14 protein-coding genes are annotated in these 18,923 nt (G+C 38.9%); 13 read left to right on the forward strand and 1 reads right to left on the reverse strand.

The features are described 5' to 3' along the window. Window positions 1-27 precede the first annotated feature (27 nt). The 10 genes from spoIIP to trpS all read left to right on the forward strand — a co-directional run bounded on the left by spoIIP (window position 28) and on the right by trpS (window position 14,175). The gene (spoIIP, locus tag EUBHAL_RS08160; RefSeq protein ID WP_005347780.1) at window positions 28-1,251 is read left to right on the forward strand and encodes a stage II sporulation protein P; all 1,224 of its coding nucleotides are present in this window, start codon (window positions 28-30) and stop codon (window positions 1,249-1,251) included. 635 nt (window positions 1,252-1,886) lie between these two features. Next, window positions 1,887-2,897 carry an anthranilate phosphoribosyltransferase gene (trpD, locus tag EUBHAL_RS08165; RefSeq protein WP_005347784.1) on the forward strand — a complete coding sequence of 337 codons (1,011 nt, stop codon included), beginning with the start codon at window positions 1,887-1,889 and terminating at the stop codon, window positions 2,895-2,897. 104 nt (window positions 2,898-3,001) lie between these two features. Next, window positions 3,002-4,816: a translation elongation factor 4 gene (gene lepA / locus EUBHAL_RS08170; protein ID WP_005347790.1), complete on the forward strand. Its 1,815-nt coding sequence runs from the start codon at window positions 3,002-3,004 to the stop codon at window positions 4,814-4,816. A 556-nt stretch (window positions 4,817-5,372) separates the two neighbouring features. After that, window positions 5,373-6,530: a radical SAM family heme chaperone HemW gene (gene hemW / locus EUBHAL_RS08175; RefSeq protein WP_005347800.1), complete on the forward strand. Its 1,158-nt coding sequence runs from the start codon at window positions 5,373-5,375 to the stop codon at window positions 6,528-6,530. A gap of 179 nt (window positions 6,531-6,709) precedes the next feature. Then, window positions 6,710-7,759 (forward strand): heat-inducible transcriptional repressor HrcA, encoded by a 1,050-nt coding sequence (hrcA, locus tag EUBHAL_RS08180; protein WP_005347803.1) that lies wholly within the window; start codon window positions 6,710-6,712, stop codon window positions 7,757-7,759. 15 nt (window positions 7,760-7,774) lie between these two features. Then, complete coding sequence (grpE, locus tag EUBHAL_RS08185; protein ID WP_005347806.1) at window positions 7,775-8,374, forward strand: nucleotide exchange factor GrpE; 600 nt, start codon at window positions 7,775-7,777, stop codon at window positions 8,372-8,374. Between the two features lie 47 nt (window positions 8,375-8,421). Next, window positions 8,422-10,293 carry a molecular chaperone DnaK gene (gene dnaK, locus EUBHAL_RS08190; protein ID WP_005347808.1) on the forward strand — a complete coding sequence of 624 codons (1,872 nt, stop codon included), beginning with the start codon at window positions 8,422-8,424 and terminating at the stop codon, window positions 10,291-10,293. A gap of 178 nt (window positions 10,294-10,471) precedes the next feature. Next, window positions 10,472-11,644 (forward strand): molecular chaperone DnaJ, encoded by a 1,173-nt coding sequence (gene dnaJ / locus EUBHAL_RS08195; protein WP_022169587.1) that lies wholly within the window; start codon window positions 10,472-10,474, stop codon window positions 11,642-11,644. An 11-nt stretch (window positions 11,645-11,655) separates the two neighbouring features. Further along, a complete protein-coding gene (gene prmA, locus EUBHAL_RS08200; RefSeq protein ID WP_005347813.1) occupies window positions 11,656-12,624 on the forward strand; it encodes a 50S ribosomal protein L11 methyltransferase in 969 nt (322 codons plus the stop codon). Between the two features lie 489 nt (window positions 12,625-13,113). Continuing rightward, window positions 13,114-14,175, forward strand: a complete 1,062-nt coding sequence (gene trpS, locus EUBHAL_RS08205) for a tryptophan--tRNA ligase (protein ID WP_005347818.1) — start codon at window positions 13,114-13,116, stop codon at window positions 14,173-14,175. 393 nt (window positions 14,176-14,568) lie between these two features. Here trpS and nagB read toward each other — a convergent pair whose 3' ends face one another. Further along, window positions 14,569-15,294 (reverse strand): glucosamine-6-phosphate deaminase, encoded by a 726-nt coding sequence (gene nagB / locus EUBHAL_RS08210; protein ID WP_005347820.1) that lies wholly within the window; start codon window positions 15,292-15,294, stop codon window positions 14,569-14,571. Between the two features lie 396 nt (window positions 15,295-15,690). Here nagB and EUBHAL_RS08215 point away from each other — a divergent pair, with 396 nt between their 5' ends. From EUBHAL_RS08215 to nagA, 3 genes are all read left to right on the forward strand, one after another. Next, window positions 15,691-16,380 (forward strand): N-acetylmannosamine-6-phosphate 2-epimerase, encoded by a 690-nt coding sequence (locus EUBHAL_RS08215; RefSeq protein ID WP_044922672.1) that lies wholly within the window; start codon window positions 15,691-15,693, stop codon window positions 16,378-16,380. A gap of 3 nt (window positions 16,381-16,383) precedes the next feature. Then, window positions 16,384-17,217, forward strand: coding sequence for a MurR/RpiR family transcriptional regulator (locus tag EUBHAL_RS08220; protein WP_005347822.1), 834 nt, complete (start codon window positions 16,384-16,386; stop codon window positions 17,215-17,217). Window positions 17,218-17,459: 242 nt separating this feature from the next. After that, window positions 17,460-18,821, forward strand: a complete 1,362-nt coding sequence (gene nagA / locus EUBHAL_RS08225) for an N-acetylglucosamine-6-phosphate deacetylase (RefSeq protein ID WP_005347827.1) — start codon at window positions 17,460-17,462, stop codon at window positions 18,819-18,821. The last annotated feature ends 102 nt before the right edge of the window (window positions 18,822-18,923 follow it).

Raw genomic sequence — 18,923 nt, forward strand, 5'->3', positions numbered from 1 at the left:
CTATAAGCTATTTTCTTGGGAGGGATTATGCAAGAGAGAAATTTAAAGGTAATAGAAGGTTTATTGTTTGTTCTTTTTATTTTGTTATGGGGCTTATTTTTATCGGGAGGAAGTGGAAAGGTAAAGCGGAGAACACTCTCTTTATGGCAATATATTCCAGTGCACACGGAGGTGTTTCATGATTTCTTTGAAAATAGTATAAGAAAAGGGCAGTATGAATTGACGCCAATTCTTGGATACGATACATACGAGGGGGGAAAGGGAATGCTCCTTCCTTTTTTTCGAAATGGAATGCAGGAGGAGCTTTTCCCAATTCAAAGATTTGCGCTTGATTACTGGAAAGGAAAGGAGTACTATAAGGCAAAATACAGTGATACGGTGCCGGATTATTTTACAGAATCGGATGATCAGTCTGTAGAAGAAAAGAAAAAAGATCCTGGAAAAATGAAGCAGATGGGAACGGGAAGATCCTATACAATAAAAGAACTGGCAAGTTATTCTTTTTTGCTGGAACATTTTTATATTGTGGATGAGACAACATCTATGACAAAACAGGATTTAAATGGAACAAAGCTTGTGACAATGGATTTGTCTGCAAAATTAGGAAAGGAGGAGCCACTGGTTCTTATTTACCATACACACGGAAGTGAAACGTACAAAAAGGTAAATGGAAAAGAAGGTTCTGTGATTGAAGTAGGAACTGCTCTGACAAAAGAACTGGAAAATGTCTACGGAATAAAAACGGTACATGACAAATCTGTTTATGATATGGTAGACGGACAGCTTGACCGCAATGCCGCTTATAACTTTGCAGGTGATAGTGTGGAGGCGGCACTTAGGAAAAATCCTTCGGTAAAAGTAGTGATTGACCTGCACAGGGATTCTGTAGAAAATAATATACACCTTCGCACAAAAATCAATGGAAAGTCTGCAGCACAGATTATGTTTTTTAATGGAGTCAGCCGCCTTGCAAGTAAGGGGGATATCGGTTATCTTTATAATCCAAACAAGGAGGCAAATCTGGCATTCAGCCTGCAGATGCAGCTTTTATGTGGAAAATATTATCCAGATCTGACACGAAGAATCTATATAAAAGGCTATCGTTATAACCTTCATTTGGCAAAAAGAGCGATGCTTGTGGAGGTAGGAGCACAGAACAATACAGTGGAGGAAGCGAAAAATGCAATGAAACCATTAGCTGAGATGCTATATCGGCTCTTATCTGGGGAAAAATCTTATAAAAAGAATTAAAAATATATGTAGAACTACAAGTAAAATTATATTTTTGTTGTTTCTTTTTTGAACACGAGACTGTGCTGTATAGAATTTTGAACAGATAATTTGCAATTACAAAAAATAAATTGACAAACGATAAGGTTTATGTTTTAATAATATCAGAAAATTTGATTTTTCAAATCAAACCGTTGAAGCGGAGATAAAAATAGTTGTGCATATACAGAGAGTCCGGGCAGGTGAGAGCCGGGTTAAACGCAGATTATTAAATGGACCGTGGAGGGCACAGTCAAAGGTTTTATGAAAGTTTTTGTTAACTAACAGGAATCTTCTTTAACATATAGGATTTAGAACAAGATTCAGAAAGTTTCAGGAATTTAGTACACTGTGACGTGAGGGCATACGTCAGTTGCCAGGGATATGATGGTATCCTTCAGAGCGCACATTTTGTGAATCAAGGTGGCACCGCGGATGTGAAAGAATAACATTTTGATAATACACCCGTCCTTGACAAAGTAGTAATACGTTGTCATGGACGGGTTTTTTATTTCACAGGATATATTCTTATGAAATAGTTTCGCATTTCCTACATTAATTCCATCAAAAAGAATCCACATGACAACAACGAAAGTACAAAGATGGAGGCATAAGTTATGATTAAAGAAGCAATTATCAAATTAAGCAAAAAAGAAGATTTAAGTTATGAGATGGCACAGGCTGTCATGGACGAGATTATGAGCGGCGAGGCAAATGATATTCAAAAAAGTGCCTATCTTACTGCACTTGCCATGAAAGGTGAGACAATTGACGAGATTACTGCTTCTGCAGCAGGAATGAGAGAGCATTGTACAAGACTTCTTAATGATATGGATGTGTTAGAAATTGTAGGAACCGGTGGAGATCGTTCTAATTCCTTTAATATTTCTACAACTTCTGCACTTGTCATTTCCGCTGGAGGAGTTCCGGTTGCAAAGCATGGAAACAGAGCGGCTTCCAGTAAATGTGGTGCGGCAGATGTGTTAGAGGCACTTGGAGTAAATATTACCGTTTCACCAGCACAAAGCGCACAGATGTTAAAAGATATCAATATCTGTTTCCTTTTTGCACAGAAATACCACACAGCGATGCGCTATGTGGCAAATGTACGAAAAGAATTAGGAATCCGTACTGTATTTAATATTTTAGGCCCACTTTCCAATCCGGCTGGTGCCAATATGCAGGTTATGGGCGTGTATGATGAAAAACTGGTAGAACCTCTCGCAAGAGTACTTTCCAATCTTGGAGTAAAAAATGCAATGGTTGTATACGGACAGGATTGTCTTGATGAGATTTCCATGAGTGCCAGGACAAGTGTCTGTGAAATTAAAGATGGAAAGTTCCGTTCTTATGAGATTGAACCAGAACAGTTTGGATTTAAGAAATGTGATAAAGAAGAATTGGTCGGTGGTACGCCGGAAGAAAATGCAAAGATTACCCTGTCAATCTTAAATGGTGAAAAGGGTCCAAGAAGAGAAGCGGTTTTAATGAATGCCGGAGCAGCTTTCTATGTTGCAGGAAAAGCAGATACTTTAGAAGATGCTGTGAAGCTTGCCTCTGAGATCATTGACAGTGGAAAAGCAAAGGCAAGACTGGATGAATTTATTAAGTTATCAAATCAGGAATAAAAAATTGCAAAGGCAGAGAACTCATGATAGAATAGGACAGATAGAATTAGATCAAGCACAAAAAGATTCTGAGAGTACATATTATAAAATAGGAGGAAACTGCCTTGGCTGGAATTGACCAGAGTAAAATAAGAAATTTTTGTATTATAGCACATATTGACCATGGAAAATCAACTTTAGCAGACCGTATTATCGAAAAGACAGGATTGCTGACAGATAGAGAGATGCAGAACCAGGTTCTTGACAACATGGATTTAGAGAGAGAACGTGGAATTACAATTAAGTCTCAGGCGGTACGTATTGTATATCATGCTGAGGACGGAGAAGAGTATATATTCAACTTAATCGATACACCAGGTCACGTCGATTTTAACTACGAGGTAAGCCGAAGTCTTGCTGCCTGTGAGGGAGCGGTACTTGTCGTGGATGCGGCACAGGGAATCGAAGCACAGACACTTGCAAACGTATATTTGGCATTAGACCATGACCTTGAGATTATGCCAGTTATCAACAAGATTGATCTTCCAAGTGCAGACCCGGATCGTGTTGTAGAAGAGATAGAGGATGTTATCGGAATCGAAGCGCAGGATGCGCCAAAGATTTCTGCGAAAAACGGAATTAATATCGAACAGGTCTTAGAGCAGATTGTAAAAAAGATTCCTGCACCAGGTGGAAGCCCGGAGAATCCATTACAGGCACTCATTTTCGATAGTGTATATGATTCTTATAAAGGAGTTATCATTTTTGCACGTATCATGGAAGGAACCATTAAAAAAGGTACAAATATGCTGATGATGGCAACTGGTGCGAAAGCAGAAGTTGTTGAGGTTGGAACCTTTGGTGCAGGCCAGTTCTTCCCGTGTGATGAGCTTTCTGCCGGCATGGTTGGATATATTACAGCCAGCCTTAAAAATGTAAAAGATACCCGTGTGGGTGATACCGTTACAGATGCCGATAATCCATGTGCAGAACCCCTGCCAGGTTATAAAAAGGTAAACTCTATGGTATTTTGTGGAATCTATCCGGCAGATGGAGCCAAATATCCGGATTTAAGAGATGCTTTAGAAAAATTACAGCTTAATGATGCAGCACTCCAGTATGAGCCGGAAACTTCGGTTGCATTAGGTTTCGGTTTTCGTTGTGGATTCTTAGGCCTTTTACATTTAGAGATTATTCAGGAACGATTAGAAAGAGAATATAACCTTGACTTAGTAACGACTGCACCGAGTGTTATTTACAAAGTACACCAGACGGATGGAACAGTATTTGACTTAACAAACCCGACAAACCTTCCAGATCCATCCACCATTGAATATATGGAAGAACCAATCGTATCCGCGGAAATCATGGTAACCAAAGAATATGTTGGTGCTATCATGACACTTTGTCAGGAACGCCGCGGAACCTATATTTCTATGGAGTATATGGAAGAAACGAGAGCGCTCCTTAAATACGAACTGCCACTTAACGAGATTATCTACGACTTCTTCGATGCTTTAAAATCCCGTTCCAGAGGCTATGCCTCCTTTGACTATGAGATGAAAGGTTACCAGCAGTCCGACCTTGTGAAGTTAGATATTCTTATTAACCGTGAGACCGTGGATGCTCTTTCTTTCATTGTGCATTCTTCCACAGCTTACGAACGTGCAAGAAAGATTTGTGAGAAATTAAAAGAAGAAATTCCAAGACATTTATTCGAGATTCCAATTCAGGCAGCCATCGGAAGCAAGATTATCGCTCGTGAAACCGTAAAAGCTGTTCGCAAAGACGTACTTGCGAAATGTTACGGCGGTGATATTTCCCGTAAGAAGAAGCTTCTTGAAAAACAGAAGGAAGGAAAGAAGAGAATGCGACAGGTTGGTAACGTAGAGATACCACAGAAGGCGTTTATGAGCGTTCTCAAATTGGATGAAGACTAAATTCTGATTTGTGAGGCTGCAAAGCAGACGAACTCCTGAAGCTAAATAAAGCATATTTGTGACTTTAGTCGCGGCGGTTTGAATGTTCGCTTACAGCACTCACATCCAAACTTTGCTCCGAGGCCACAAATATGCTTTATTTAGCTTCAGGAGTTCTATGCGTTGGCAGCTCAGAAAATCAGTTGGAGAGATTTGGGGAAGAGGACAGGAAATGTAAAGTTCTGGGAAATGAAATTCTATAGGATTGACACTTGAATCAGTGCCATAATCGTATAGTTATTTATGGTCACTATTTTTTTCAATTCCTCAAAAAGTCACAACCTGTTGAAGCCTCCCTCAAATCTTTCTCAAAATAAATCCTGAATTTGCATGGGCAGCCAGCAAACAGCTTCCAAAGAGAGCCTATTCCCTATATTTGTGGCCTCGGAGCAAGGTTTGGATACGAGCATATAAAGCGAGTATTCAAACTGCCGCGACTAAAGTCACAAATATAGGGAATAGGCTCTCTTTGCTGGCGTCTGTTTCGCTCTACAAATCAGGATAGAAAGGAAAAATTATGTGTGCAAGCAAAACCGATTTGGAATTATATATTCACATTCCATTTTGCATAAAAAAGTGTAACTACTGTGATTTTCTTTCATTCCCTTCAAATGAGGAGAGACGGGAGATTTATGTACAGTCTTTGATAAATGAAATAGAGCAGACAGGTAAACTTTTAGATAAAGACGCATATGCAGTGCGAAGTATCTTTATAGGAGGCGGTACACCGTCGCTTCTTTCCGGAAAGCAGATAGAGAGGATTATGCTGGCGGTACGGAATGCATTTTTTATAATGGAAGAAGCAGAAATTACAATGGAGACGAATCCGGGAACGCTTACGAAGGAGAATGTTTTTTCTTATAAAAAAGCAGGAGTGAATCGTTTCAGTATGGGGTTACAGAGTGCAGATGACGCCTGTCTTCATTTATTGGGAAGAATTCATACATGGGAAGAATTTTTGAAGAGTTATGAGCTGGCGAGAAAAGCGGGGTTTGAGAATATTAATGTAGATTTGATGAGTGGACTGCCGGGGCAGACGGTAAGTATCTATAGAAGGACGCTGGAAAAGGTGATGGCATTGCAGCCAGAACATATTTCTGCCTACAGTCTCATTTTGGAGGAAGGAACACCGTTTGGTGAATCGGAGGAGATTCAGAAGAAGATTCCTGATGAAGAGACAGACAGGGAAATGTATCAGCTCACGAAAGAGGTTTTAGCAGAGAATGGCTACGAGCGGTATGAGATTTCAAATTATGCGAGAAAGGGAAAAGAATGTATTCATAATCTTGGATATTGGAGTGGAATACCGTATCTTGGATTTGGACTTGGTGCTTCTTCTTATTTTGAAGGGACTCGTTTTTCTAATGAGAAGAATTTAGAAGAATATCAGAAAAAGCCGTATGTTCCATTTATGATGCGGGAAGATTATACTGTGTTAAGCGAAAAAGATGAGATAGAAGAGTTTATGTTTCTGGGACTGAGAAAAAGAGCAGGAATTTCAGAGAGAGAGTTTAAAGAGCGCTTTAGGGTGGGTCTTAAAGATATATATGGAAAAGTTATTGCTAAATATGAAGAAATGGATTTATTGGAATGGACAGCTGATGGGAAAATGCTTCGGCTTACGGATGCAGGGATTGATGTGAGTGATTACATTTTCTGTGATTTTATGCTGTAAAGGAATTTAGAAAGTGTTTGAAAAATCATTCTGGCAATCTGTACGCTCTGTAAAAAAAAGTTCAGGAAAAATTTTAAAATATACTTGACAAGGATTGAAGATAGTGATAACTTAATGAATGTAGATATTAGCACTCAATATTGATGAGTGCTAATAACTAAGAAGGAAGGGAGTAAGAGATGGAACTGGATGAACGTAAGATGAAAATTTTAAAAGCAATTATATCTACTTACTTAGAGACTGGAGATCCGGTCGGAAGCAGAACGATTGCCAAAGATTCTGATTTACATTTAAGTTCAGCAACGATTCGTAATGAGATGGCGGATCTTGAAGAGCTTGGTTATATCCTCCAGCCACATACTTCTGCCGGAAGGATTCCTTCAGATTTAGGCTATCGTTACTATGTAAACTGTCTTATGGAAGAGAATGATGAAATTCGAACACGGGAGACCGAGAGGGAGAAGGAACATCAGGATTTGATTAATAAGATGGATCGCATGGAGGAGGTTCTTAAGAATGTCGCAGATGTTCTTGCAGCAAATACGAACTATGCTACATTGATTTCCGCACCACAGATTAAGGAGTCAAAGCTTAAGTTTATTCAACTTTCTATGGTGGATTCACGAAGACTTCTGGTCGTTATCGTGGTTGGCAATGATACGGTTAAGAACGTGCTCATGAATATGGATGAACCTCTTGGCAATGACGAGATTCTAAAGCTTAACATTTTGTTGAACTCTTTCCTTCAGGGACTAACACTGAATGATATTAACATTGAGTTAGTTCACACGATGAAGGTGCAGGCAGGAATGCATGCAGACATTTTAGAAGGAGTTTTTAATGGGATTGTAGAGGCAATTCACGAAGCAGATAATTTAGAGATTTATACCAGCGGAGCAACCAATATGCTCAAGTATCCTGAACTTTCCAATCCAGAGCATACGACAGCACTTCTTGACACATTAGTTGAGAAGAAGCAGCTTGTAAAGCTTGTCGATGATACGGTGAATCAGGAAGAGAAGCATGGTATACAGGTTTACATTGGTAATGAGACGCAGGTACAGTCTTTAAGGGATTGCAGTATCGTAACTGCCACTTACGAATTGAAGGAAGGCGGAACAGGAACGGTCGGAATTATCGGTCCCAAACGAATGGATTACCGAAAGGTTGTAAATACTCTCAGAAATCTAACCGATGATTTAGATGAGATTTTTAATAATAAATCATAGAAAGGTGGTACTTAAGTGGAAGAAGAAAAGAAAGTATCCGACGAAAGTATCGTAGAAGAGGCGAAGGGAGAGACTCCAGAAGAAACAACGACGGAGGAAGGAACGGAAACTCAAGAAACAAAAGAAACCAAGACGAAAAAGAAAAAGAAGTCTGCAGCCGCTCTTGAAATCGAATTAAAAAAGAGTGAAGAAAAAGCAGCAGAGATGACAGATAAATATCAGCGTCTGATGGCAGAATTTGAGAATGCCAGAAAGAGAAATGCAAAAGAGCAGAGCCATATGTATGATGTAGGAGCGAAAGAGGTTCTTGCAAAGTTACTTCCGGTTGTTGATAATTTTGAAAGAGGTTTGGATGCTCTTTCAGAAGAAGAGAAGGAAGGGGCATTTGCTCAGGGATTTATCAAAATTTATCAGCAGATGATTACCGTACTTGAAGAAATCGGTGTAAAACCGATGGATGCTGTAGGAAAGGAATTTAATCCGGATTTTCATAATGCAGTAATGCATGAAGAGAATGAAGAGATGGGTGAGAACCTTGTATCCGAAGAATTCCAGAAAGGATATATGTACAAAGATGGAGTTCTTCGTCACAGCATGGTAAAAGTAGTTAATTAGTCATATTTTAGATATACGAATTTGACAGAATACAGGAGGAAATAATTATGGGTAAAATAATCGGTATTGATTTAGGTACAACAAACTCATGTGTAGCAGTAATGGAAGGTGGAAAACCTGTTGTTATCACAAATGCAGAAGGAATGAGAACAACTCCTTCCGTAGTAGCTTTCACAAAGACTGGTGAAAGAGTTGTCGGTGAGCCGGCAAAGCGTCAGGCAGTAACAAATGCTGACAAGACTATTTCATCAATCAAACGTGAAATGGGTACAGATTATAAAGTAACAATTGATGATAAAAAGTATTCTCCACAGGAGATTTCCGCAATGATTTTACAGAAGTTAAAATCTGATGCAGAGAACTACTTAGGTGAGAAAGTAACAGAAGCAGTTATCACTGTTCCAGCATACTTCAACGATGCTCAGAGACAGGCAACAAAAGATGCTGGTAAGATTGCAGGTCTTGACGTAAAGCGTATCATTAATGAGCCTACAGCAGCAGCTCTTTCCTATGGTCTTGATAACGAGAATGAGCAGAGAATCATGGTATATGACTTAGGTGGTGGTACATTTGATGTATCTATCATCGAGATTGGTGACGGTGTCATCGAAGTATTATCCACAGCCGGAGATAACCGTTTAGGTGGAGATGATTTCGATAACGTAATCACACAGTATATGTTAGATGATTTCAAAGCAAAAGAAGGTGTAGATTTATCTACAGATAAGATGGCAATGCAGAGATTTAAAGAAGCTGCTGAAAAAGCAAAGAAAGAGCTTTCTTCCTCTACAACAACAAACATCAATCTTCCTTTCATCACAGCAACTGCTGAGGGACCAAAACATTTTGAAATGAACTTAACAAGAGCGAAATTCAACGAATTAACAGCTCATTTAGTAGAAAGAACAGCAACACCTGTTTCTAAAGCATTAAACGATGCAGGTCTTAACGCTTCTGAGTTAAGTAAAGTATTATTAGTTGGTGGTTCTACAAGAATCCCTGCTGTACAGGATAAAGTAAAACAGTTAACAGGTAAAGAGCCATTCAAGGGAATCAACCCAGATGAATGTGTAGCAATCGGTGCTTCTATCCAGGGTGGTAAGTTAGCAGGTGATGCAGGTGCCGGTGACATCCTCCTTCTTGATGTAACTCCATTATCCTTATCTATCGAAACAATGGGTGGTGTTGCTACGAAGTTAATCGAGCGTAACACAACAATCCCTACAAAGAAGAGCCAGATCTTCTCCACGGCAGAGGATAATCAGACAGCCGTTGATATCCACGTTGTACAGGGTGAGAGACAGTTCGCAAGAGATAACAAGACTCTTGGACAGTTCCGCTTAGATGGTATCCCACCAGCAAGAAGAGGTGTACCTCAGATTGAAGTAACATTCGATATTGATGCAAACGGTATTGTAAATGTATCTGCAAAAGACTTAGGAACAGGAAAAGAACAGCACATCACAATTACAGCAGGATCTAATATGTCTGATGAAGATATTGATAAAGCTGTAAAAGAAGCTGCAGAATACGAAGCTCAGGATAAGAAGAGAAAAGAAGGCATTGATGCAAGAAACGATGCAGACAACATGGTATTCCAGACAGAGAAAGCTATGGAAGAAGCAGGAGATAAGATTGATGCTTCTGAAAAAGCTACTGTTGAGGCAGACATCGCTAAATTAAAAGAAGTCCTTGACCGTACAACTCCAGATAACATTTCTGAAGCAGATGTAGCAGCTCTTAACGAAGGTAAAGAGCAGTTAATGAAAGATGCACAGTCCTTATTTGCTAAGATGTATGAGCAGGCTGGCGGAGCAGCAGGTCAGGCAGGTCCTGGACCACAGGCTGGTGCCGGTGCTGATCCAAATGCAACTTATAATTCAGATGATGTAGTTGACGCAGACTACAAAGAAGTGTAGACTAATAAAGCGTGTTTATTGACACTGTTTAAAATCTAAATATTCCTCTTTCTTACCCTCACCTTTAGCAGGTGGGGGAGAAAGGGGAAATTTGTTTATTAGGAAGTCCCTGGTATATTGTATCATTCGTAGTACTTTTGTTTTATGAATGATAGAGTACATCAGGCTGGAGGAAAAAATGGCAGAAAAAAGAGATTATTATGAAGTCTTGGGCGTAGATAAGAATGCGTCAGAGGCGGAGATTAAGCGTGCATATCGAAAGGTTGCAAAGAAGTACCATCCAGATATGAATCCTGGAGATAAAGAGGCAGAGGAAAAGTTTAAAGAAGCAGCCGAAGCTTATGAAGTACTTAGTGACCCGGAAAAGAAAAGTAAATATGACCAGTTCGGTCACGCAGCCTTTGAACAGGGCGGCGGTGGAGCTGGCGGCTTTGGCGGATTCGATTTCGGCGGAGATATGGGAGATATCTTTGGAGATATTTTTGGTGATTTCTTCGGCGGTGGCAGAAGAGGCGGCGATGCCAGAAGAAATGGTCCAAGACAGGGTGCAAACCTTCGTGCCGGTGTCCGTATCACATTTGATGATGCCATCCGTGGTGTAGAAAAAGAATTAGAGATTACTTTAAAAGAAGAATGTAAGACTTGTAACGGAAGCGGAGCAAAACCAGGAACAAGTCCAGAAACCTGTCCAAAATGTAAAGGAACCGGTCAGGTTGTATTCACACAGCAGTCCATGTTTGGAACGGTTCGTAACGTCCAGACTTGTCCAGACTGTAACGGAAGCGGTCAGATTATCCGTAATAAATGTACTGATTGTTCTGGTACAGGATACATCAAAGTTCGTAAGAGAATCAAAGTGCCGATTCCAGCAGGTATCGACAACGGCCAGAGTGTAAGAATCCGTGAAAAAGGTGAGCCAGGTATCAACGGCGGCCCAAGAGGAGACTTACTTGTTAACGTAACTGTATCCCGTCATCCGAAGTTCCAGAGACAGGAATACGATATCTACTCTACAGAACCGGTTACATTTGCACAGGCAGCACTTGGTGGAACGATTAAGATTGACACCGTAGATGGTCCTTACGAGTACACTTTAAAACCAGGAACACAGACAGATACAACCATCCGTCTGAAAGGAAAAGGTGTTCCTACCCTTAGAAATAAAAACATCCGTGGAACACATATCGTCAAGTTTGTTGTTCAGGTTCCAGAAAAACTGAACGCAGCCCAGAAAGAAGCCCTCCGCAAATTCCAGGAAGCAATGGGAGAAGTTGCCCCTTCCGAAAAGAAAGAAGAAGCTCCGCACGAAAAGCACGAAAAACATAAGAAAAAAGGTTTCTTTAAGAAGTAGGAGGAAAGCTTATGAAGTGGAATAAACTCACTATTGAAACAACAACTGCAGCAGAAGATATGTTAAGCTATGAACTTTCCGAGATGGGAATGGAAGGTGTTGAGATTGAGGATCATGTGCCGTTATCTGAGGAAGACAGAAAGATTATGTATGTAGACCTTCTTCCAGACGAAATCGCACCAGATGATGGAAAGGCTCGTATTTCCTGCTATGTGGATGAAAAGGAAGATTTACAGGCGGTAATTGCGAAGGTAAAGGCTAAGATTGAAGAGTTATCAGCATTTTTGCCGGTGGGAAGCGGCGAGATTACGCTTGGCGTAACGGAAGAAGAGGACTGGATTAATAACTGGAAGGTATTCTTTAAACCATTCCGTCTTGATGATAATATCGTGATTAAGCCAACCTGGGAGACGCTTACTGATAAAAAAGATGATGATATCGTTGTAGAGATTGACCCGGGTACTGCATTTGGAAGCGGTTCTCATGAGACAACAAAGCTTTGTATTTCTCAGCTTAAAAAGTATATCAAGAAAGATACAGAACTCCTTGATGTTGGAACAGGAAGCGGAATCCTTTCTATCATTGGATTAAAATTAGGCGCACATCATGCGATGGCAACAGATATTGATCCAAATGCGATTCGTGCGACAGATGAGAACTTTGCAATCAATGGTGTTGCAGGCCAGGCAGAAGTACAGCAGGTAAATATCCTTGATCAGGACGAGGCATACCGTTTCTATGAGAAAAATAATGGAAAACGTTACGATGTAGTAGTTGCCAATATCCTTGCGGATGTTATTATTCCACTTTCTGGAATTGTAACTCCATTATTAAAAGAAGATGGTATCTTTATCACTTCCGGAATCATCAACACAATGGAAGAAGCTGTAAAGGAAGCAATGCTGGCAAATAATTTTGAAATTCTTGAAATTAATCATATGAAAGACTGGGTAAGCATTACGGCAAAACCAAAAAGATAATTTTTGATTTGCCGCAGGCAAAGGAGCCACTTCCAAAGAGAGATACTATTCTATATCTGTGACTCTATCACTGCGAAGATAGAGTCACAGATATAGAATAGTATCCCTCTTTGGAAGTTGTTTTTTGGCTGCTGGAGCAAAGTCAGAATTTCATTTTCTGGATATTCAATCCCCTCTGTCTTATTCTTCAAATCTTCTCCACCTGATTTTTCGAGCTGTTAGCGAGCGAAACCCAGGAAAAAAACGGAACTGCCTCTTTATTTTATTTTTTCATAATACCACGCTCCATTTCCTCGGGGTTATGTGGGAATTGTTCCTTTTATTTATTTTAGGATGATTTCTTGATGGATAATAGTGTCTTAAAGTCACATTTCTTTAACGAAAGAAACATGAAAGAAAAAGGGCGGAACGGTTGACGCTTTTTGAATTGGGTTATATAATATCTTGGTAGGAAAAGCGAAAAATATATTAAGGAGAAATAGATAAAGAATGAAAAAAGTAATTTTAACTGGTGACCGTCCAACGGGCCGTCTTCATGTAGGACACTATGTAGGTTCATTATCAGAGAGAGTCAGATTACAGAACTCTGGAGACTATGATGAGATTTATATTATGATTGCAGATGCACAGGCACTTACTGATAATGCAGAGCATCCGGAAAAAGTACGTCAGAACATTATTCAGGTAGCATTAGACTACTTAGCATGTGGAATTGACCCGGAAAAGTCAACCATTTTCATTCAGTCAATGGTTCCAGAACTTACGGAACTTACATTTTATTATATGAACCTTGTTACAGTTGCCCGTGTGCAGAGAAATCCAACCGTTAAGTCTGAGATTAAAATGAGAAACTTTGAGGCGAGTATTCCTGTAGGATTCTTCTGTTATCCAATCAGTCAGGCAGCAGATATCACTGCGTTCCGCGCAACAACAGTTCCAGTAGGAGAAGACCAGATGCCGATGATTGAGCAGTGTAAGGAAATTGTTCATAAGTTTAACAGTGTTTACGGTGAGACTTTAACAGATCCACAGATTGTTCTTCCATCTAACAAAGCTTGTCTTCGTCTTCCTGGTATTGATGGAAAGGCTAAGATGAGTAAATCTCTTGGAAACTGTATTTATCTTTCTGATGAGGCAGATGTAGTAAAGAAAAAAGTTATGTCCATGTTTACCGATCCAAACCATCTTCGTGTACAGGACCCAGGTAAGGTAGAAGGTAATCCTGTATTCATTTATTTAGATGCGTTCTGTAAAGATGAATACTTCGCAGAATTTCTTCCGGATTACCAGAACCTTGATGAATTAAAAGAACATTATCAGAGAGGTGGACTTGGTGATGTTAAGGTGAAGAAGTTCTTGAACAAAGTATTAGAAGCGGAACTTGGACCGATTCGTGAGAGAAGAAAGATGTGGGAACAGCGTATTCCAGATGTTTATGATATCTTACAGGCTGGTTCTGAAGTTGCTGAAAAGAAAGCAGCAGAGACATTGAATGATGTCCGCGAGGCAATGAAAATTAATTACTTCGATGGAGATTTTGCTTTAAATTAAATCCTGATTTGTAGAGCGAAACAGACGCCCGCAAAGAGAGCCTATCCCCTATATTTGTGACTTTAGTCGCGGCGGTTTGAATACTCGCTTACACGCGCTCGTATCCAAACCTTGCTCCGAGGCCACAAATATAGGGGATAGGTTCTCTTTGTGGGCTGACTGTGGATGCTGGTACAAAATCAGAATTCCTATTTCTTCTGTCCCCATTCCCAGATTTTTTTCAACTGATTTGTAGGACTGAAATACACAGAACCCTCCTCCCCTGTAATCTATAAAAATGCGCCTTAGAGCAAGTTCAAGTTGCGGATGAGCAGCTTGGACGCAGTGAAACGAAGCATTTTTATAGATTACAGGGGAGGAGGGTTCGTCTGTTTATTTTTCAAACTCTACAAATCAGAAGTTATTTAATGCATCTGCATCCGCAACGATTGTCACATCATTATGAAGCTGCAGAATAGAAGCTGGAACTGCTGGAGTGATTTCTCCATGAACAGCATTGTATAAAGCATCTGCCTTATCTTTTCCGCTTACGATAACAAGAATTTTTCTGGCCTGCATAATATTCTTAATTCCAAGAGAATATGCCTGACGAGGAACGTCTGCTTCAGAGGCAAAGAAACGTTTATTAGCTTCGATTGTACTTTCTGTAAGATCTACACAGTGCGTTTCTTTCTTAAATACTGTACCTGGTTCATTAAAACCAATATGTCCGTTTCTTCCGATTCCAAGAAGCTGTAAGTCAATACCACCCTGTTTAATAATGTTTGCATTGTACTCTGCACAAGCTTTTTCTGGGTCAGTTGCAAGTCCATCTGGAACGAAAGTACGATTTTTATCAATATTTACATGATCAAATAAATGTGTGTTCATGAAGTAGCGGTAACTCTGTGGATCTTCCGGGCTTAATCCTTTATATTCATCAAGATTGATACTTGTTACTTCAGAAAAATCAAGATCATTTTTATTGTACCATTCGATTAACTGTTTGTAAGTTCCTACTGGAGAAGAACCAGTAGCTAAACCAAGAACACAGTCTGGTTTCATAATAATCTGTGCGGAAATAATGTTTGCAGCTTTTCTACTCATATCGTTATAATCGGTTGCTTTGTAAATTCTCATAATATATACCTCACTTTTATATTTTATTCCGCCAGTCAGTGATTATTTTAAAGTACATAGTACAAAAGAAATGTTTACTGGCATCTTATCTATTTATTCAGATATAAGAAAACAAAAACCGTAATCGCTTCTTTACCATAAATTATTTTTGTTTTTGTCTCTTCGTGCCTTTAGTATACCCGGAAAAAAGTAAAAATCAATAGAATAGAAGGATACGGGAGCTACTTTCAGATTTTGTTGAAAAGAGACACAAAAAAGACGTTTAATTTAAAAGTACTTTCAAAAGAAAGAAAAAAAATTGAAAATGATTTCAAAAAGGCTTATACTATTCAATGATTCGTCTGTTCTTAATCAATTAAATAGTAATAATTTATCAATGGAGGAAAAATGATGAGCATAAATGAAAAAATCGAAAATTTAAAAGGAAAGTTAATCGTATCCTGTCAGGCACTTCCAAGCGAGCCGTTACATTCCCCTTTTATTATGGGAAGAATGGCATTAGCCGCAAAGATTGGTGGAGCCAGTGGAATCCGTGCGAATACTAAGGAAGATATTGCGGAGATTCAGACACAGGTAGATCTTCCGATTATCGGTATCGTGAAGAGAGATTACGAGGATAGTGAGATTTACATCACACCTACCATGAAGGAAATCGATGAATTAATGGGAGTAAAACCGGAGATTATAGCAATGGATGCAACCATTTCTACAAGACCAGAAGGAAAGACTTTGGATGAATTTTTCCATGAGGTAAAGAAAAAATATCCAGAACAGCTTTTTATGGCAGATTGTTCTACTATAGAAGAAGCGCTTCACGCAGATGAACTGGGCTTTGATTTTATTGGAACAACAATGGTCGGATATACGAAACAGAGTGAAGGAGATAAGATCGAAGAAAATGATTTTGAAATTTTAAGAGAAATTGTTTCTAAAGTAAATCACAAAGTAATTGCAGAAGGAAATATTAATACACCAGAAAAAGCCAGAAGAGTACTGGAACTGGGTGCATACAGTGTTGTCGTTGGTTCGATTATCACAAGACCACAGCTTATCACAAAATCTTTTGTAGAAGCGATTGAAAAGTAAGAGATGGAATATTATATTAAGTCAGTTATTCCGGTCATAGAATCAAACTATAATAAGTTCACAATGGTAGAAAAGACAATTGCAGATTTTTTTATAAATAATCAAAAGAAAATCAATTTTTCTGCAAAGTCGGTGGCAGCAAAGCTTTTTGTTTCAGAAGCTTCTCTGTCACGATTTGCCCAGAAGTGTGGATATCGGGGCTATAGAGAATTTATTTACCAGTATGAAGAAAGCTTTGTCGAAAAGAAAGAATTTATGACAGGCAATACATTGATGATTTTGAATGCTTATCAAGAATTATTAAATCGCTCGTACAGTCTTGTGGATGAAAAACAAATCGAAAGAATTGGAAATTATCTAAATGCAACTAAGAAAGTAATTGTATGTGGAAAGGGAAGTTCTGGTCTTGCGGCAAGAGAAATGGAAATCCGTTTTATGCGTATCGGTGTAGATGTAGATTCAATTACAGATACAGATTTAATGCGTATGCAGGCAGTATTTCAAAATGAAAACAGTCTTGTATTCGGATTCAGTATCGGAGGTCAGAAAGAAGAAGTCATTTTCCTGTTAAAAGAGGCAAAAAAGCGAGGGGCGAAAACTGTTTTATTTACTGCGAATAATAGAGACGATTATAAAGAATTCTGTACAGAAGTCTTGCTGATTCCCTCTTTGCGTCATTTGAATCATGGAAATGTAATCTCGCCTCAGTTTCCGATTCTTATCATGATTGATATCATTTATTCTTATTATGTAGAACAGGATAAGACGAAGAAAAAGATATTACATGATCGGACAGTGCAAGCTTTAGAGGAGACCTACACAGAAAAGGCAGAATAAGTAATAGAAAACAGATGCTTTTTTCAATATGTTATTTGTTTGGTAATGAGAAGGTTTAAAAGAATCAGAGTGTATATGAAAAATATGTCTTGATAAGGGTAAGCAATGAAAATTATAGAAGTGGAAATATAGATTGATAAAAATAAATAGAACTTGTAGTTTCCGGATAGATATAGATATTAAATGCAAAAGAATATATATTGAAAAAATAGATAGCAGAGAAAGAGAGAGACAATATAACAATGATAATTGATAATGTAAAAATCTATACTGAAGCAGGTACTTTTGTTTCAGGCGGAATTATTACACAGGGAGATAAAATCACAGAAATCTATACCGAAGCAGAAAAAGAAAATATATTCAAAAAAATGAATATGGAAACCGAACATACCGCAGCTCAATGTTCAGTACAAGATTATTCTGCCAAGAATGATATAGACAATGTATTAGACGGAAAGGGCGCTTATGCAATTCCTGGTCTTATTGATCTGCATTTTCATGGCTGTGTGGGAGATGATTTTTGCGACGGGGATAAAGAAGCGATTCGCCGTATAGCAGAATACGAGGTAAGTGTCGGTGTAACAGCGATTGCCCCTGCAACAATGACTCTGCCAGTAGCAGAACTTGAAAATATTTTAAAAACAGCGGCTGCTTATAAAAAAGAATATGAAGAGGATTTTGTCTGTATCGGTGAGAAAATGAAAGACGAAGATGAACAAGCACAAAATATGGAAGCAAAACAGCAGAATATAACAGATGAAGCTTGTGACGCTTTAAAGGCCACTGTAGTTTCGGCAAAGGTAAAAAATAAAAAGAGAGCAGATTTTGTTGGAATCAATATGGAAGGCCCGTTTATCAGCCCTGTGAAAAAAGGTGCACAGGACGAACGTAACATTATTCCATGTAATGAAAAGATTGCTCAGAAATTTTTAGATGCTTCTGATAATCTTGTAAAATTCATAGGAATTGCACCAGAAGAAAATGAAAATACAATTTCTTTCATTAAAAATATGAAAGATAAAGTCAATATTTCTTTAGCTCACACAAATGCCGATTACGAATCAGCAAAAGCAGCATTTGATGCCGGAGCCAATCATGCTGTACATTTATTTAATGCCATGCCTGCATTTACCCATAGAGAACCAGGTGTTGTTGGTGCAGTATCTGACAGTGAACATGTAATGGCAGAAATTATCTGTGATGGTGTACACATTCATCCATCAATGGTGCGTGCTGCATTTAAAATGATGGGTGCGAACCGAATGATATTTATCAGTGACAGCATGAGAGCAACCGGAATGCCAGACGGACAGTATACATTAGGCGGACTGGATGTAAAAGTAAGAGGCAACCGGGCAACTCTAGTTTCAGATGGTGCACTAGCGGGTTCCGTCACAAATCTTGCAGACTGCATGCGTACAGCTATAACAAAAATGGGGATTCCATTAGAAACAGCCATAGCTTGTGCCACAAAAAATCCGGCAATCAGCCTTGGAATCTATGATGAAAGAGGATCTATCAGCGTGGGGAAAAAAGCAGATATCCTCCTCCTGGACAAAAACCTCACCCTAAAAACAGTAATTAAAGATGGGGTTACTATTTAATTCATTAAGAGACAGACGCCCGCGAAGAGATACGATATCCTATATTTGTGACTTTAGTCGCTACGAGAAATCGTCTTCTATGAAAAGGCCGACATTAAAAGT

It is taken from the genome of Anaerobutyricum hallii DSM 3353 (assembly GCF_000173975.1).
GTDB lineage: Bacteria > Bacillota > Clostridia > Lachnospirales > Lachnospiraceae > Anaerobutyricum > Anaerobutyricum hallii.

Excerpts from the sequence above, each read along its gene's own strand:
- spoIIP (WP_005347780.1), top strand. The coding sequence starts at position 28 with ATGCAAGAGAGAAATTTAAAGGTAATAGAAGGTTTATTGTTTGTTCTT.
- trpD (WP_005347784.1), top strand. The coding sequence starts at position 1,887 with ATGATTAAAGAAGCAATTATCAAATTAAGCAAAAAAGAAGATTTAAGT.
- hemW (WP_005347800.1), top strand. The coding sequence starts at position 5,373 with ATGTGTGCAAGCAAAACCGATTTGGAATTATATATTCACATTCCATTT.
- hrcA (WP_005347803.1), top strand. The coding sequence starts at position 6,710 with ATGGAACTGGATGAACGTAAGATGAAAATTTTAAAAGCAATTATATCT.
- dnaK (WP_005347808.1), top strand. The coding sequence starts at position 8,422 with ATGGGTAAAATAATCGGTATTGATTTAGGTACAACAAACTCATGTGTA.
- dnaJ (WP_022169587.1), top strand. The coding sequence starts at position 10,472 with ATGGCAGAAAAAAGAGATTATTATGAAGTCTTGGGCGTAGATAAGAAT.
- prmA (WP_005347813.1), top strand. The coding sequence starts at position 11,656 with ATGAAGTGGAATAAACTCACTATTGAAACAACAACTGCAGCAGAAGAT.
- trpS (WP_005347818.1), top strand. The coding sequence starts at position 13,114 with ATGAAAAAAGTAATTTTAACTGGTGACCGTCCAACGGGCCGTCTTCAT.
- nagB (WP_005347820.1), bottom strand. The coding sequence starts at position 15,294 with ATGAGAATTTACAAAGCAACCGATTATAACGATATGAGTAGAAAAGCT.
- EUBHAL_RS08220 (WP_005347822.1), top strand. The coding sequence starts at position 16,384 with ATGGAATATTATATTAAGTCAGTTATTCCGGTCATAGAATCAAACTAT.
- nagA (WP_005347827.1), top strand. The coding sequence starts at position 17,460 with ATGATAATTGATAATGTAAAAATCTATACTGAAGCAGGTACTTTTGTT.